Source organism: Streptomyces sp. NPDC001348 (assembly GCF_053597535.1).
This window is the reverse complement of the sequence record NZ_JBSFIK010000005.1, coordinates 22,820-37,421: the sequence shown is the minus strand read 5'-3', so window position 1 is coordinate 37,421 and position 14,602 is coordinate 22,820. Positions and strand designations below refer to the sequence as shown.

Here is a 14,602-nt window from a genome sequence, read left to right as displayed (position 1 = left end):
CACACAACCACGTACAGAACGAGCAAAGGAAGCCGACCTCATGCTGCGCATCGCCGTCCCCAACAAGGGTTCACTGTCCGGCCCTGCGGCGGAGATGCTGCATGAGGCCGGCTACCAGCAGCGCCGGGAGTCGAAGGAACTGCGCATCGTCGACCCGGGGAACGAGGTCGAGTTCTTCTACCTCCGCCCCCGCGACATCGCGATCTACGTCTCCTCCGGCCGCCTCGACATCGGCATCACCGGCCGCGACCTGCTGATCGACTCCGGCGCCAACGCCGAGGAGATCCTCCCGCTCGGCTTCGCCCGCTCCACCTTCCGCTTCGCCTCCAAGCCGGGCACCGCGAGCGGCATCGAGGACCTGGCGGGCAAGACGGTCGCCACCTCCTACGAGGGTATCGTCGCCAAGCACCTCGCGGACAGCGGCGTCGACGCCTCGGTCGTCCACCTCGACGGCGCCGTGGAGACGGCGATCGAGCTGGGCGTGGCCGAGGTCATCGCGGACGTCGTCGAGACGGGCACCAGCCTGCGCAACGCCGGCCTCGAGGTCTTCGGCGAGCCGATCATGAAATCCGAGGCCATCGTCGTCCGCCGCACCGGCGCCGACACCGAAGAGCCCAAGGTGCAGCAGTTCCTGCGCCGCCTCCAGGGCGTCCTGGTGGCCCGCACGTACGTGATGATGGACTACGACTGCCGCGTGGAGCAGCTCGAGAAGGCCGTCGCGCTGACCCCCGGCCTGGAGTCCCCGACCGTCTCCCCGCTGCACAACGAGGGCTGGGTCGCCGTCCGTGCCATGGTCCCGGCCAAGGAGGCCCAGCGGATCATGGACGACCTGTACGCGATCGGTGCCCGCGCCATCCTGACCACCGCCATCCACGCCTGCCGCCTCTGAGCCGCAGGAGGGACAAGCAGGGGTAAGCAGCAGATGTCCGACCTTCCCGATCTTCCCGTCACCTTCCGGCCGGGGCACACCCGCGTGATTCTGCTCACCGCGGGCGTGGCGATCTTCGTGGTCATCTCGGGGATCGCGATGCTCCTGGAACACCTCGGCCCGGGGGAGCGGCTCAGCTTCGTGATCACCGGCGCCCTCATATTCGGTGCGCTGGCCCAGCTCGCCCGGGTGAAGGTCGTCGCCGACGACTCCGGCGTCACCGTCGTCAACATCGCGAGCAAGCGGCACCTGGACTGGGCGGAAGTCGTCCAGGTGAACCTCCGTCCGGGCGATCCCTGGGTGTTCATCGACCTCAGTGACGGCACCAGCCTGCCCGCGCTCGGCATCCAGCCGGGCGTCGCCAAACAGCGTGCCATCGCCGACGCGCGCACCCTCAGGGCGCTCGCCGAGGCCCGCTCGACGGCCCACCCCGTGGAAGATCAGGGCTGACTCGGAGCCGTCGACCCTGCCGTAGTGGCCCGTGTCTTGATTAATCTGGTGATGGAGGCGTTTTCGCTGCGCCTCCGCCCCTGTGCGCCGCCCGGCGTCCAGGGGTTCCTGCTACCCGAGGAGTGACTCCCTCCGGCGATGGACGGATCGTCCTGTAGTACCTGCGCCGCCCCCTCCCGACATCACGGTGAGGCGGTGGCATCATGACCACCCCCCTGCTGCTCCTCGCGGCGGCGTTCCTGCTGATTCTCGCCAACGGTTTCTTCGTGGCGGCCGAGTTCGGCCTGGTGACCGTCGAACGCCCGGACGCCGAGAAGGCCGCCGCCGACGGCGACAAACGCGCCCGTACGGTCGTCGAGTCGCTGAAAGAGCTGTCCTTCCAGCTGTCCGGCACCCAGCTCGGCATCACCATCACCTCCCTCGTGGTCGGCATGCTCGCCGAACCGGCCCTGGCCGAACTGCTGCACCGCCCGTTCGCCGCGGTCGGCATCCCCGCGGGAGCCGTGTCCGGTGCGGCCGTGGTCGTCGGCATGCTGCTCGCCTCGGCGATCCAGATGGTGATCGGCGAGCTGGTGCCCAAGAACTGGGCGGTGTCCAAGCCGCTGCAGGTCGCCCGCTTCGTGGCCGGCCCGCAGCACCGCTTCGCCCGTCTGTTCCGCCCGGTGATCGCCGCGCTCAACACGGTCGCCAACCGGCTCGTCCGGGCCCTGGGCGTCGAACCCGCGGAGGAACTGGCCTCCGCCCGTACCCCCGGCGAACTCGTCTCCCTCGCGCGGCACTCCGCCCAGGCCGGCGCGCTGGAGCAGGACACCGCCGACCTGTTCGTCCGCACCCTGTCGCTGGGCGAGCTGACCGCGCAGCACGTCATGACCCCGCGCGTGAAGGTCAGCGCCCTGCAGTCCTCGGCCACCGCGGAGGACGTGGTCAACCTGACCCGCGCCACCGGGCTGTCCCGCTTTCCCGTCTACCGGGAGAAGATCGACGAGATCGTGGGCATGGCCCACCTCAAGGACGCCCTGGCGGTCCCGGTCCACGAGCGGCTGCGCACCCCCGTCAGCCGCATCGCCCGGCCGGCCCTGCTCGTCCCCGAGACGCTGCCCGTCCAGCCCCTGCTGGCCCGGCTGCGCAGCGAGCAGCCCATCGCGGTCGTCGTCGACGAGTACGGCGGCACCGCCGGAGTCGTCACCCTGGAGGACATCGTCGAGGAACTGGTCGGCGAGGTCCGCGACGAGCACGACGGCCAGCTGGTGCCGGAGCTCGCCGCCGCCCCGCCCGAGGACGGCAGGCCCGCCTGGGACGTCGACGGCAGCTGCCGCGTGGACATCCTCCTGCGCATAGGCCTCGACGTGCCCGAAGGCCCGTACGAGACCGTCGCGGGCCTGGTCGCCGACCTGCTCGGCCGTATCCCGGCCCCCGGCGACAAGGCGGAACTGCCCGGCTGGCGGCTGTCCGTCCGCCGGGTCGGCCACTACCGCGCCGAGCGGGTCCGCCTGGTGCGCACCACCCCCGCGGTGAACGTAGTGGAGGCCCTTCGATGACCCTCCTCCAACTGCTCTTCGCCGCGTTCCTCGTGCTCGCCAACGGCTTCTTCGTCGGGGCCGAGTTCGCACTCGTCTCCGTCCGCCGCAGCCAGATCGAGCCGCTCGGCACGGCCCGGGCCCGGCAGGTGCTGTACGGCCTGGAGCGGCTGCCGCAGATGATGGCCGCCGCCCAGTTCGGCATCACCGTCTGCTCGCTGACCCTGGGCGCGGTCGCCGAACCGACGGTGGCACACCTGCTCGAGCCGGTGTTCGAGCGGATCCACCTGCCGGAGGGGATGGTCCACCCGCTGGGGTACATCATCGCCCTCGCCGCCGTCGTCTTCTTCCACCTCGTCGTCGGCGAGATGGTCCCGAAGAACCTCGCGATGGCCGCCCCGGAGAAGGCCGCGCTGTGGCTCAGCCCCGGTCTGGTCGCCTTCGCCCGCATCTGCCGGCCCATCACGGTCGCCCTCGGCGCCTGCGCCCAGGGCATCCTGCGGCTGTTCCGGGTCGAGCCCAGGGACGAGGTCGAGGCCGTGGTCACCAGCGAGCAGCTCAACCGCCTGCTGGAGGACTCCGGTCAGGCCGGCCTCCTCGACCCGGAGGAGCAGGAGCGCCTGGAGGACGCGCTGGAGCTGGGCTCACGCCCGGTCACCGACGTGCTCCTCGGGCGCGAGTCGCTGGTGACGGTGGCTCCGTCGGTCACGCCGGGGGAGATCGTCGAGCTGACCGCGCGCACCGGGTTCTCCCGCTTCCCGGTGGCGGCGGAGACCGGCGCCTTCATGGGCTACCTGCATGTGAAGGACGTACTCGACCTGGAGGAGTCGGAACGGGCCGTCCCGCAGCACGTCTGGCACCCGATGACTACCCTGCGGTCCGAGCTGCCGCTCGACGACGCCCTCACGGTGATGCGGCGCGCGGCCACCCACCTGGCCCAGGTGGCGGACGCCTCCGGCAAGGTGCTCGGCCTGGTCGCACTGGAGGACGTCCTGGAACTCCTGGTCGGCGAGGTCCGCGACCCGGCCCACCGGGAGACCCGGGATGCCAGGGTGAGCGACCCCCGGGTGCACGGGGAGCCGGAGGAGGCGCTGGCGAGCTGAGCATGGGTGCCGCTGCGCAGTCGAGCAACGCGTAGCTGCGGGCCGTCGTGCCTCCCGGTGGGGGTCCCCCCGCTCGAGCGAAGCCGAGAGTGGGGGAGGCACCCGGCCGGCGCCGGCGAGCGACACCCACCGGGCCCCGGCCCACGGCACCTACATGGCCGACGGATCCTGGGGCCCCCGCCCGGACAGAACCTCCCCGTACGCCTGCATGAGATCCGGCAACCGCAACGTGGCCAGATCGTCCCGGGTCAACCTCCCCGGATACGTCGACAACCGCAGATCCCGGTACGCACAGCTCTTCTCGTACAGCGTCCGCAGGAACCGCCCGTTCCCCAGCTCGTCGATCCACCCCTGCTCGACGACGTGCCCCGCGATCGACCGCAGCTCGTCCAGCGCCTCCTCGTCCCACACGTCGCCGTTCTCCGCGGCGAGCACCTCACCGATCGAGGTGAGTTCGAGGGGCCGGTAGGACGGGAAGTCGACACGGGTGGTGAAGCGGGAGGACAGCCCGGGGTTGGCGGCGAGCAACCGGTCCATCCCCTCCGGATAGCCGGCCAGGATCACCACCAGGTGGTCCCGGTTGTCCTCGGCCCGTTTGAGCAGCACCTGCAGGGCTTCGTCGCCGTACGCGTCCCCCTTGCCGTATCCGGAGTTGGACAGCGAGTACGCCTCGTCGACGAACAGCACCCCGCCGATGGCGGAGTCGATCAGCTCGTTGGCCTTCACGGCCGTCTGGCCCAGGTACTCGCCGACCAGGTCGGCCCGCTGGGCCTCCACCAGGTGGTCACCGCCGAGCAGACCGAGGGCGTAGAAGACACGGCCGAGGATGCGCGCGACGGTGGTCTTGCCGGTGCCCGAGGGGCCGGAGAAGACGAAGTGCCGTTTCGGCGGCTGGACCGGCAGGCCCTGTCCGGCGCGCAGCCGGGCCATGTTCAGCTGTGCGGACAGCGCCTTGACCTGGCGCTTCACGGGCTCCAGCCCCACCATGCGCTCGAGTTCGGCGAGCGCGGCCTGCAGCAACGCGGGATCGGTCGGCCCGGCGGGCAGCGGCGAGGAAGGTGTGACCGTCTTGGCGCGCACCGCCGGGTCGGTCACCGACGGCATCGCACCGGCCGGCGGCAGGTCGGCTTCGGTCAGCCGCAGGTCGCGGCCCTCCGTTCCGAACAGCGGGTCGAGCACGTCGGGGCCGTCGACGGTGTCCTGGCCGACTCCGGTGAGGGTGATCGCCGCGAGGTCGGTCGCGTCGTCGTAGCCGTCGCTCTCGGCTATGGCGGCGAGCCGGGCGGAGGTGTCCATGAAGGCCGAGTCGACGCGGTGCACCGCCCGGTAGAGGGGGAGGGCCGCGGCGCTGCGGCCGGTGCCCTCGTGCGCCCGGGCCAGCCAGTATCTGAGCTCCTTGCGCTGCGGCTGCTCGCTGCGGCAGCGCATCAGGGCCGCCGACAGCAGCGGCTCGGCCTGCCCGTACATCTCCAGCCGGACCCGGGCCATGCCGCCGAACAAACCTGCCTCGATGCCCAGCAGGGCATCGTCGAGCAGCGGGTCGGTGTGCCGGACCAGCTGTTCCCAGTCCTTGACCAGGTAGGCGCGGCAGGCGTGCAGAAAGCGGACCTGCGCGTCGGTGTCGACCGGTGGCAGTCCGGCGAGGGCGCGGTCCAGCTCCGGGACGTGGCGGCCGTCCAGCCAGTGCGAGGCGTGCGCGAGCAGCAGGTCGCGGGGGCTCTCGAGCACCGGCTGCACCCACCAGCCCAGCCAGTACCAGGAGTTGAGGGTGCGGCGGTGCCGGGCACGCTGCTCCCCGAAGCGGTCACGGTGCCGGAACATCCTGAGCAGGGCGGTCGTCGTGTCGACGCGCAGCGCATGCAGCCCGAGCCAGCCGTCGGCCATACCGGGATCCATCCGCACCGCGGCGCGGAACTCCTCCTCCGCCTGGGGATAGGCGCCCATGGTGTAGGCGTCCACGCCTCGCAGCCAGGCGAGGTCGGCCGGGGCCTCGGGGCCCCGCGTGCCGAAGTCCATCACGTCCCCCACAAACCGTGCCCCCGTAGGTTCGTCGCCGCACCGTCGTCCCGGCGACTGCCTTGGTCGAAACGCTGTACTGCGGACCGGAGTTGCAGATGCGCGAAGCAGCCGTTCGATGGTCGCACCGAGGGCATCGTACCCGCGTGGTGTCCACCCGCCGAAGGGTGCCGCACAAGCCGTTCCGCGAGGTGGGAGCAGATGGGGCGCACACGGCGCGGTGACATACGGTGAGCGGACGACGGCGCACGGCGCCCGGAAACCGGTCCGCGGGCAGAACGAAGCCCCCGATCACGGGGGAACAACCGGGGGCTTCGCGTAGGTGGGCGACCCCGATGGGCCGCACATTGAGAACGTAAGACCTGCCCCGGCCCCCGGTCAAGCCGAGTCGGAGCACTCGAACAGTTCTCGGACACGGCTCTTGGTGAGTGCAGCACTACGCGGACGGGTCGTCACTCACGGCGACAGGCTTGGTCCGGTCCAGCAGACGCCGGACCCGTCGGCAGCACCTCGTACCCCTGTGGTGACTGCCGTACCAGGAAGTCGGCGTACGGTCGCGAAGGGTCCAGCGCGAAGTGGGCGCGTTCCGCCCTGACCCAGTCGGCCCAGAACGCGCTCTGCTCCGGTCCGTCCCGCAGTCGCCCCCGCGCCCACGCGTCCTCGGAGGGCAACTCCATCCACAGCAGCCCCGCCAGATGGGGTCGCAGGGCGCGGCGGCCGGCGCCGACCCCCTCGACGAGGAGCACGGGAGCGGGCGGCAGCGCGTGCCGCGGGCCGAAGCGCCGGGTGCGCCAGTCGTACGGCGTGTAATGGGCGGTCTCGCCGCGGCCCAGCGGCTCCAGTACCTGGGTCAGCAGGCGGCCGGTCCAGCCGAAGAGCTGCTCGTGCGTGGCGATGTCGTCCAGGTGCAGTACCGGAGCTCCGCCCAGCGTCGCGGCGAGGCGTCCGGCGAACGTGGACTTGCCGGAACCGGCGTGCCCGTCGACGCCGACGAGGCGGACCGGGCCGCAGGAAGGGGGAAGTGCGCGCAGCCGGGCGGCGAGGTCGTGAATGGCGTTTCCCTGTGGTGTGGTGCGGTGTGGGGGGTTTTCCGGAAACATTCTAGTAGTGGCTCATGGCCGGCGTACCGGCGGCCGAAAAGAAGTCACGCCTTGAACCACCGGCTGGCAGCCAGTCAATCCGGCCGGTTGACGCCGGTATCCGTTGACCGATATGTCGAATTCGGCATTCCCGGCGCGTCCGCGGCTGAGTAAGGTACTTCCAGCACAACTGCGATGCGTCGGGCGGGGACGGACAGGGGTAGATGGCCGCGGAGTTATTCGAAGGGCAGTATGTGTGGCATCCGGCGGCCGACGACCGTGTGCTCGCGAACGTTTGCGTCGACGTGCGCGCCGGGCGTTATAGAAGCGCCCGGGAAGCGCTGGCGGAGACGGGCACCGACTACGGTCTGCGTGCCCACCGCTCCCTGGTTCTGGCCTCCGAGGCCGCCGGCAGCGATCTCGTCGAACGCTGGCTGGCGGAGGAGCCGGCACCCGAGTCGGCGCTGATGTGGGCCCGGGTGGCCGTGCAGCGGGCGCTCAGGGCCGCCGATGCCCGCGACGAGCGGGCCGAGGCCCTGGAGCGCATCGCGCTGGCCGCCTGCGACCGGGCCACCGTCCTGGCTCCGGCCGACCCCACGCCCTGGGTCGCCAAGCTGGCCATGGCCCGGCTGCACCGGCTGCGCGAGCCGGCCCCGCACGGGCTGCTCACCGCCCCGCCCGGCCCCTGGCGGCTGTTCGCACACGTACTCTCCCTCGACCCGTGGCACCGCGAGGCCCACCACCGCTTCCTCTCCTTCTTCTTCACCCGGTACGGCGGCTCGGTCAACGCGGCCTGGGACGTCGCCGCCTTCCTCAGCCAGCGGGCACCGGCCGACTCCCCACTGCGGCTGCTGCCGCTGGTCGCCCTGGTCGAGAGCTACAACCCGACCCAACTGCTCGCCGACCGGGTCTGGGAGCAGCCCCAGTGGCGTTCCACGGCTCTCGCGATCTATCACAACTGGCTGCCCACGGTGGCCGGATACCGCTTCACCCCGGTGCTCGACCTGGCTTACCTCGCGCACGCGCTGGTCATGGCCCAGTGCGAGTTCGAGGCCCGGGCGGTCTTCACGGCGATGGGCCCCTACGCCTCCCGCATGCCCTGGAGCGCCTTCGGTGATCCCGCGGAGCAGCTCTCCAGGGCCCGGCGCGCCTGCGGTCTGCCGGTGCCGGGGCCCGCCTGACCGCCCCACTTCCTGCTCGTCCCCACCCAGAGAAAGGTCGATCTGTGTCAGAACGGATATCGGTTCCACGGGCCGGAGCCCGCGGGGGAGAGGACCCGATCGCGCTCGACGACGACGCGACCCTGCATGCGATGGGTTATCCGCGGAAACTCACCCGTCGGTTCCAGGCGTTCGACAATTTCGCGATCTCCTTCACCATCATCAACATCATCTCGGGTATTTTCTCGTCCTTCGGCTACGGTATGAACGCGGGTGGCCCCCGTATTCTCGTGTTCGGCTGGATCGGCGTTTCCGTGATGGTGCTTTTCATCGGCACGGCCATGGCCGAGGTGGCCTCGGCCTACCCGACGAGCGGGGCACTGTATTTCTCCGCCGGTAAACTCGCCAAACGCCACAAGGGTGCCTGGTCCTGGTTCACGGGCTGGCTGAACTTCGTGGGCCAGATCGGCGGCACCGCCGCCACTGGATACGCGGCGGCGACCTTCATCCAGGCCTTCGTCGCCCTGCAGTGGGACTCCTACGAGCCCACCGTCCACCAGACGGTCCTGATCACGGCTCTGATCATCGTGGTGCAGGGACTTGCCAACACGTACACCGTTCAACTGGTCGCCGTTCTCAACCGGATTTCCGTCTGGTGGCTGCTCATCGGACTCGTGGTGATCGTGAGCACACTGATCGTGATGCCGGACCACCACCGGCCGGCGTCCTTCGTGACGCATTTCGTGAACAACACGGGCTTCACCAACGGCCTTTACGGCGGGATGCTCGGCCTGCTGGTGACCAGTTGGACCTTCACCGGCTTCGACGGCAGCTTCCACATGTCCGAGGAAACCGTCCGGGCGACGGTGAACGCACCCAAGGGGATCACCCGTTCGATCGGCTATTCGGCGATCACCGGGTTGATCCTGATGCTGGCGCTGGTCTACAGCATCGGTGACTACGCCAAGGTGGCGGGCTCGTCCGCGCCGCCCGTCCAGATCCTCATCGACGGTCTCGGCCTGGGGTGGGCCAAGGCGTTGTTGCTGGTCGTGATCGGCGCGATGCTCTTCTGCGGTCTGGCCAACCTCACCAGCAACACCCGGCAGATCTTCGCCTTCTCCCGGGATGGCGCCATGCCCGGCTCCCGCTGGTGGCACTCGGTCTCCCCGCGCACCCGTACGCCGGTCAAGGCGGTGTGGCTGGCGGTGGGCTGCTCACTCGTCCTGGTTCTGCCCGGCTGGTGGTCGCACACGGCGTTCACCGCGATCGTCAGCGTCAACGTCGTCGGGCTGTTCCTCGCCTACGCCGTGCCGATCTTCCTGAGGCTGCGGCTCGGTGACGACTTCCAGCCGGGCCCCTGGCACCTGGGCCGCTGGGGCCGTCCGATCGGCTGGCTGGCCGTGGTCTGGATCCTGGTCAGCAGCGTGCTGTTCATGCTGCCGCAGGCCTCCCCGATCACCGTCGACTCCTTCAACTACGCGCCGATCGCGCTGGCCGTCGTCCTGCTGGTGGCCACGGTGTGGTGGTTCGCCACAGCCCGCCGTCGCTTCCAGGGGCCGGTCAGCTACGGCCGCCCGGACGAGGTCGCGGCGATGGACCTGGTCTGACGCTTCGTCATCGGCCCCGGTGTGCCTACCCGGGTACGCACACCGGGGCCGATCGTGTCCCGCGGCGCCCGTCAGTGGGCGAGACCAATATTGGTAGGCGTGGCACGGGCCGAAGTGCTGGCAGGGGCATGCCGCCTGGCCCATAGTTGGCGGACAGCCGTGCAACGGACCGCCCGACACCTGACACCTGGGGGTCTTCCGCCCATGAGCACAGCCGAGCAGCCTTCCCGCAGAACCGTCCTGGCCGCGGCCGTCGCCGCCGCCGTGGTCTCCGGAGCCGGTCCCGCGGTTGCCGCGAGCGGCACGACGGCCCCCGACGCCGAGGACCCCGGCAACACCCCGGACCGCGCCGTCGACTACCGCGCCTGGACGACGTACCCCGACTGGCGCGGTGGCGCCGCGACGGGCACCCGTGCCATCGGGGGCCGCCGCCCCGGCCTGGTGATCGCCGACCCGGCCGGCACCACCGACTACACCGATCCGCACACGGGCACCACGGCCGCCTGGGAGTACGCGACCTGGACCTCGCCGGTGCACCGGCTCGCCGTCCCCGCCAGTGAGGCGGTCGCCTCCTGGAACGCCCTCACCCCGGACGGCACCTGGCTCCAGGTCGAGCTGCGGGGAACCTACTCCGACGGCACCGAGACCCCCTGGTACGTGATGGGCCGCTGGGCGGCCGGTGACCAGGACATCAAGCGGACCTCGGTGGACGGCCAGACCGACGGCAGGAGCACCGTCTGGACGGACACCTTCGCCATCGACGACGCCTCCACCGGTCTGCGCCTCACGTCCTACCGGCTGCGGCTGACCCTCTACCGCAAGCCCGGCACCACGCTCACCCCCACCGTCTGGCGGCTCGGCGCCATGGGCTCCGACGTGCCCGACCGCTTCACCGTCCCGGCCTCCACTCCCGGTCTGACCGGGGAACTGATCGTGCCGCGCTACTCGCAGGAGATCCACGCGGGCCAGTACCCCGAGTACGACAACGGAGGCGAGGCCTGGTGCAGCCCCACCTCCTCGCAGATGATCATCGAGTACTGGGGCGGCCGCCCCACCCCCGCGCAACTGTCCTGGGTGGACCCGTCCTATGCCGACCCGCAGGTGTGCCACGCGGCCCGGAACACCTACGACTACCAGTACGAGGGCTGCGGGAACTGGCCGTTCAACGCCGCCTACGCGGCCACCTACCGAGGCCTGCAGGGTGTGGTCACCCGGCTCGGTTCGCTGACCGACGTGGAGACGCTGATCGCCGCCGGCATCCCGGTCATAACGTCCCAGTCCTTCCTCAAGACGGAGCTGACGGGCGCCGGATACGGGACCTCGGGCCACCTCATGACCGTGATCGGCTTCACCGCCGAGGGCGATGTGATCGCCAACGACCCGGCCTCACCGAGCGATGCGGCGGTGCGCCGGGTGTACCTGCGGCGGGAGTTCGAGAACATCTGGCTGAGGACCAAGCGGTACAACGCCGCCGGCAAGGTGGTCTCCGGCACGGGCGGCGTCTGCTACCTGTACTTCCCCGCCCACCCGGGTCCCCGGCGGCGCCGGGCGCTCGCGTCGGTGGGCGTGTGCTGAACGACCGTCTGTGACGGACGTCTCGGCCGCACGGGCCGCGGCGGATGGCAGGGTGGACACCACGGTGGGGGGATTCCACCCGGCACGGCAGAACTCGGTGAGACACCATGACCGCACACTCGGCCACCGCCGCCCGCACCCGCACCGGCGGTCCGCGCGACGACGGGCCCAAGCTTCTCGAACACGTCCTGGGCTGGGTCCTGGCCGTGGTGATCGCCATGCTCGTGACCCGGACCGGCCTGCTGTGAGCTGACGGTCCGGGCGGGAATGGCTGTTCGACGTAGCGGCCGATGCTGTTCTGACATACTTCCGATGTCCCGCAGCCCGCCCGAGACCAGGGTACGAATTGAATATGAGGCAACAGGGTGCCGCCGTCCGTCCCCCGGCGCGCGGTACCGAGCGTTCCGCGACGCGTCGCGCCGAACTCATCGCCATAGGCCGGAAGTTGTTCGCGGACACGTCCTACGACGCGCTCTCCATGGACGACATCGCCCGGCAGGCGCATGTCGCCAAGGGCCTGATCTACTACTACTTCCAGTCCAAGCGCGGGTACTACCTGGCGATCATCCAGGACTCCGTCGCGGGTCTGGTCAAGCATGCCGCGAGCGGTGTCGACCTGCCCGCCGTGGACCGCGTCCACCGCACCATCGACAGCTATCTGCGCTACGCCGAGCACCACCAGGCCGCGTACCGCACCATCGTCAGCGGGGGAGTCGGCTTCGACACCGAGGTGCACGCCATCCGGGACGGTGTGCGTGAGGCGATCGTGGCGACCATCGCCGAGGGGGCCTACGGACGCAGGGACGTCGCTCCGCTGGCCCGTATGGGCCTGCTCGCCTGGGTGTGCAGCGTGGAGGGGGCCACCCTGGACTGGATCGACCGGCCCGAACTGTCCCGCGAGACCATGCGTGAGCTGCTGGTGAAGACCCTGGGCGGCGCGCTGCGTGCCATCGAGGAACTGGATCCCGCCCATCCGGCTCCGGTGCCGACGCGACGCGAGGTCTGAGCGCGTACCTCTGGGGTGGACGTCTTCGAGTGAGCGGTCGTTAACTGGTGACGAGAGGTCGCTGATCGGGCATACTCACAGCGCACAGCCGCTGGTCAGCGGCTTCCGAGACCCGGGAGCGCGCGCATCGGCCGACCAGACGAATCAGGCGGCGCCGCCCCACCCAAGGCGCACGTCCGCCGATGCGCCCGAACAGGGAGGAGAGCGTCGCCATGCCCGACCGCGCCCAGCAGCCTGTGGACCGGCAACTGCCCACGGACGAGGCCCGGGATCTGATCTCGCTCGTCCGTGAGATCGCGCAGCGCGAGATCGCACCGAAGGCGGCCGAGGAGGAGGACGCCGGACGCTTCCCGCGCGAGACATTCACCCTGTTGTCGCAATCGGGCCTGCTGGGTCTGCCGTACGACTCCGAGTACGGGGGCGGCGACCAGCCGTACGAGGTCTACCTCCAGGTCCTCGAGGAGCTCGCGGCCGCCCGCCTCACCGTCGGCCTCGGTGTCAGCGTGCACACCCTGGCCTCCTACGCCCTCGCCGCCCACGGCACCAAACAGCAGCAGGTCGAGCACCTGCCCACGATGCTCGGCGGCGGACTGCTCGGAGCGTACTGTCTGTCCGAGCCCTCGTCGGGTTCGGACGCCGCCTCACTGCGCACCAAGGCGGTCCGCGACGGTGACGACTGGGTGATCACGGGGACCAAGGCGTGGATCACGCACGGCGGTGTCGCCGACTTCTACACGGTGATGGCCCGCACCGGCGAGGACGGTCCGCGTGGGATCACCGCGTTCCTCGTGCCCGGCGACGCGGAGGGTCTGAGCGCCGCCATGCCCGAGCGGAAGATGGGCATGAAGGGCTCACCCACCGCCCAGGTCCACTTCGACGGCGTACGGGTCCCCGACGAGCGGCGCATCGCCGAGGAGGGCCAGGGTTTCGCCATCGCCCTGTCCTCGCTCGACTCCGGCCGACTGGGCATCGCGGCCTGTGCGATCGGCCTGGCCCAGGCGGCGCTGGACGAGGCCGTCGCCTACGCGGCCGACCGCAGGCAGTTCGGGCATGCGATCGCCGACTTCCAGGGCCTGCGCTTCATGATCGCCGACATGGCCACCCAGATCGAGGCGGGCCGCGCCCTCTACCTGGCGGCGGCCCGGCTGCGCGACGCCGGCCGGCCGTTCGCCAAGCAGGCCGCCATGGCGAAGCTGCACTGCACGGACACGGCCATGCGGGTGACCACCGACGCCGTGCAGATCCTCGGCGGATACGGCTACACCGCGGACTTCCCGGTGGAGCGTTACATGCGCGAGGCCAAGGTCCTGCAGATCGTCGAGGGCACCAACCAGATCCAGCGGATGGTCATCGCCCGTCACGTAGCGGGGCCGGAAGGGCGCTGAACTGCCCGAGCGTGGCCGACGGGGCCGCCAGCCTGACCCACTCCGGGTCGTGGCGGCCCGGCAGGGTGCGGCCCCGGTCGGCCCAGACGCGCATCAGGTCCCGGTAGATGGGCGGGTCCGGCGGCGGGGGCGGCGGCACCGGACCGGTGGGCCGGGGGACGAACACGCGGTACTGACGCCCGGTCGCCGATTGTGTGGGGGTCATACCAGGGCAACGCCCGCACCGGCGGACAGGTCACCGCCCCGACGAATCGAGCGTGAGTTCACCGCTGCCCCCTCGGGAGGGCCACCGGAGCACTCGCGAATCGCCCGGACGCACTCGTCCTGCACCACGGCGGCCCGCGTGCCGTGGTGCAGGACGGTGCCGGCGTGCGGCCGGTGACTCAGGCGGCCTGGCGGCGCAACGTCGCCACGCGCATCGGGCGCGAGCCCGGGCCGCCGACGTGCGAGAAGGGCTGCGTCCGCCAGTTCAGTCCCTGCGGCAGGGTCAACAGGAGCGAGGCGTCCTGCTCCTGGGGCCGGAAGGACTCGTCCGCGGGGCGCGCGTCGCCCGCCGCACGGCCGGTTCCGGCGCACACCGTGAGCCCGAACGGGTTCCACGGTGAGGCGCACAGCGCGTGCTCCGGCAGCATCTCCTCGTCCGCCAGCAGGGCGATGGGCTGCGCGCAGTCCGGGCAGATCACCCGGTACATCTCGAAGGTGTCGTAGGCGTCGGGTTCCTCGGCGTCCGTGTCGTCGAAGGCGTCGGGTTCGACGCCCTCCGGCTCGGGCTCGAC

General features: G+C 70.8%; 13 protein-coding genes. 10 read left to right on the top strand and 3 right to left on the bottom strand.

The features are described from left to right. The first annotated feature begins 40 nt into the window (after nt 1-40). The 4 genes from hisG to ACWC21_RS06900 all read left to right on the top strand — a co-directional run bounded on the left by hisG (nt 41) and on the right by ACWC21_RS06900 (nt 3,998). Entirely contained in the window at nt 41-889 is an 849-nt protein-coding gene (hisG, locus tag ACWC21_RS06915; RefSeq protein WP_450878895.1) for an ATP phosphoribosyltransferase, read from the top strand. Between the two features lie 33 nt (nt 890-922). After that, nucleotides 923-1,378: a PH domain-containing protein gene (locus ACWC21_RS06910; RefSeq protein ID WP_450878893.1), complete on the top strand. Its 456-nt coding sequence runs from the start codon at nt 923-925 to the stop codon at nt 1,376-1,378. Nucleotides 1,379-1,581: 203 nt separating this feature from the next. Continuing rightward, a complete protein-coding gene (locus ACWC21_RS06905) occupies nt 1,582-2,916 on the top strand; it encodes a hemolysin family protein (protein WP_450878891.1) in 1,335 nt (444 codons plus the stop codon). Beyond that, nucleotides 2,913-3,998, top strand: a complete 1,086-nt coding sequence (locus tag ACWC21_RS06900; RefSeq protein WP_450878889.1) for a hemolysin family protein — start codon at nt 2,913-2,915, stop codon at nt 3,996-3,998. Before ACWC21_RS06905 ends, ACWC21_RS06900 begins: the two co-directional genes overlap by 4 nt. A gap of 150 nt (nt 3,999-4,148) precedes the next feature. Here ACWC21_RS06900 and ACWC21_RS06895 read toward each other — a convergent pair whose 3' ends face one another. Then, nucleotides 4,149-6,014, bottom strand: coding sequence for an AAA family ATPase (locus ACWC21_RS06895; RefSeq protein WP_450878888.1), 1,866 nt, complete (start codon nt 6,012-6,014; stop codon nt 4,149-4,151). A 452-nt stretch (nt 6,015-6,466) separates the two neighbouring features. Beyond that, on the bottom strand, nt 6,467-7,114 hold the full coding sequence (locus tag ACWC21_RS06890) for a uridine kinase family protein (protein ID WP_450878886.1): 648 nt from the start codon (nt 7,112-7,114) through the stop codon (nt 6,467-6,469). A 203-nt stretch (nt 7,115-7,317) separates the two neighbouring features. Here ACWC21_RS06890 and ACWC21_RS06885 point away from each other — a divergent pair, with 203 nt between their 5' ends. The 6 genes from ACWC21_RS06885 (at nt 7,318) to ACWC21_RS06860 (ending at nt 13,826) form a co-directional block, all read left to right on the top strand. Beyond that, on the top strand, nt 7,318-8,274 hold the full coding sequence (locus tag ACWC21_RS06885; protein ID WP_450878884.1) for a hypothetical protein: 957 nt from the start codon (nt 7,318-7,320) through the stop codon (nt 8,272-8,274). 44 nt (nt 8,275-8,318) lie between these two features. Beyond that, entirely contained in the window at nt 8,319-9,860 is a 1,542-nt protein-coding gene (locus tag ACWC21_RS06880; RefSeq protein ID WP_450878882.1) for an amino acid permease, read from the top strand. Nucleotides 9,861-10,064: 204 nt separating this feature from the next. After that, nucleotides 10,065-11,435 carry a peptidase C39 family protein gene (locus ACWC21_RS06875; protein ID WP_450878880.1) on the top strand — a complete coding sequence of 457 codons (1,371 nt, stop codon included), beginning with the start codon at nt 10,065-10,067 and terminating at the stop codon, nt 11,433-11,435. A gap of 107 nt (nt 11,436-11,542) precedes the next feature. After that, nucleotides 11,543-11,683 (top strand): SCO1431 family membrane protein, encoded by a 141-nt coding sequence (locus ACWC21_RS06870; RefSeq protein ID WP_450878878.1) that lies wholly within the window; start codon nt 11,543-11,545, stop codon nt 11,681-11,683. A gap of 104 nt (nt 11,684-11,787) precedes the next feature. Continuing rightward, on the top strand, nt 11,788-12,441 hold the full coding sequence (locus ACWC21_RS06865) for a TetR/AcrR family transcriptional regulator (RefSeq protein WP_450878876.1): 654 nt from the start codon (nt 11,788-11,790) through the stop codon (nt 12,439-12,441). Nucleotides 12,442-12,653: 212 nt separating this feature from the next. Next, complete coding sequence (locus tag ACWC21_RS06860) at nt 12,654-13,826, top strand: acyl-CoA dehydrogenase family protein (RefSeq protein ID WP_450879339.1); 1,173 nt, start codon at nt 12,654-12,656, stop codon at nt 13,824-13,826. A 383-nt stretch (nt 13,827-14,209) separates the two neighbouring features. On the opposite strand, the gene ACWC21_RS06855 is transcribed toward ACWC21_RS06860, so the two are convergent. Continuing rightward, nucleotides 14,210-14,602 (bottom strand): hypothetical protein (locus ACWC21_RS06855; protein WP_450878874.1); only part of this gene is annotated, 393 nt, incomplete at its 5' end.

Bases quoted from the DNA above. Each gene is read 5' to 3' on its own strand.
- ACWC21_RS06870 (WP_450878878.1), top strand. From the start codon at position 11,543: ATGACCGCACACTCGGCCACCGCCGCCCGCACCCGCACCGGCGGTCCG.
- hisG (WP_450878895.1), top strand. From the start codon at position 41: ATGCTGCGCATCGCCGTCCCCAACAAGGGTTCACTGTCCGGCCCTGCG.
- ACWC21_RS06905 (WP_450878891.1), top strand. From the start codon at position 1,582: ATGACCACCCCCCTGCTGCTCCTCGCGGCGGCGTTCCTGCTGATTCTC.
- ACWC21_RS06875 (WP_450878880.1), top strand. From the start codon at position 10,065: ATGAGCACAGCCGAGCAGCCTTCCCGCAGAACCGTCCTGGCCGCGGCC.
- ACWC21_RS06910 (WP_450878893.1), top strand. From the start codon at position 923: ATGTCCGACCTTCCCGATCTTCCCGTCACCTTCCGGCCGGGGCACACC.
- ACWC21_RS06900 (WP_450878889.1), top strand. From the start codon at position 2,913: ATGACCCTCCTCCAACTGCTCTTCGCCGCGTTCCTCGTGCTCGCCAAC.
- ACWC21_RS06885 (WP_450878884.1), top strand. From the start codon at position 7,318: ATGGCCGCGGAGTTATTCGAAGGGCAGTATGTGTGGCATCCGGCGGCC.
- ACWC21_RS06860 (WP_450879339.1), top strand. From the start codon at position 12,654: ATGCCCGACCGCGCCCAGCAGCCTGTGGACCGGCAACTGCCCACGGAC.
- ACWC21_RS06890 (WP_450878886.1), bottom strand. From the start codon at position 7,114: ATGTTTCCGGAAAACCCCCCACACCGCACCACACCACAGGGAAACGCC.
- ACWC21_RS06865 (WP_450878876.1), top strand. From the start codon at position 11,788: ATGAGGCAACAGGGTGCCGCCGTCCGTCCCCCGGCGCGCGGTACCGAG.
- ACWC21_RS06895 (WP_450878888.1), bottom strand. From the start codon at position 6,014: ATGGACTTCGGCACGCGGGGCCCCGAGGCCCCGGCCGACCTCGCCTGG.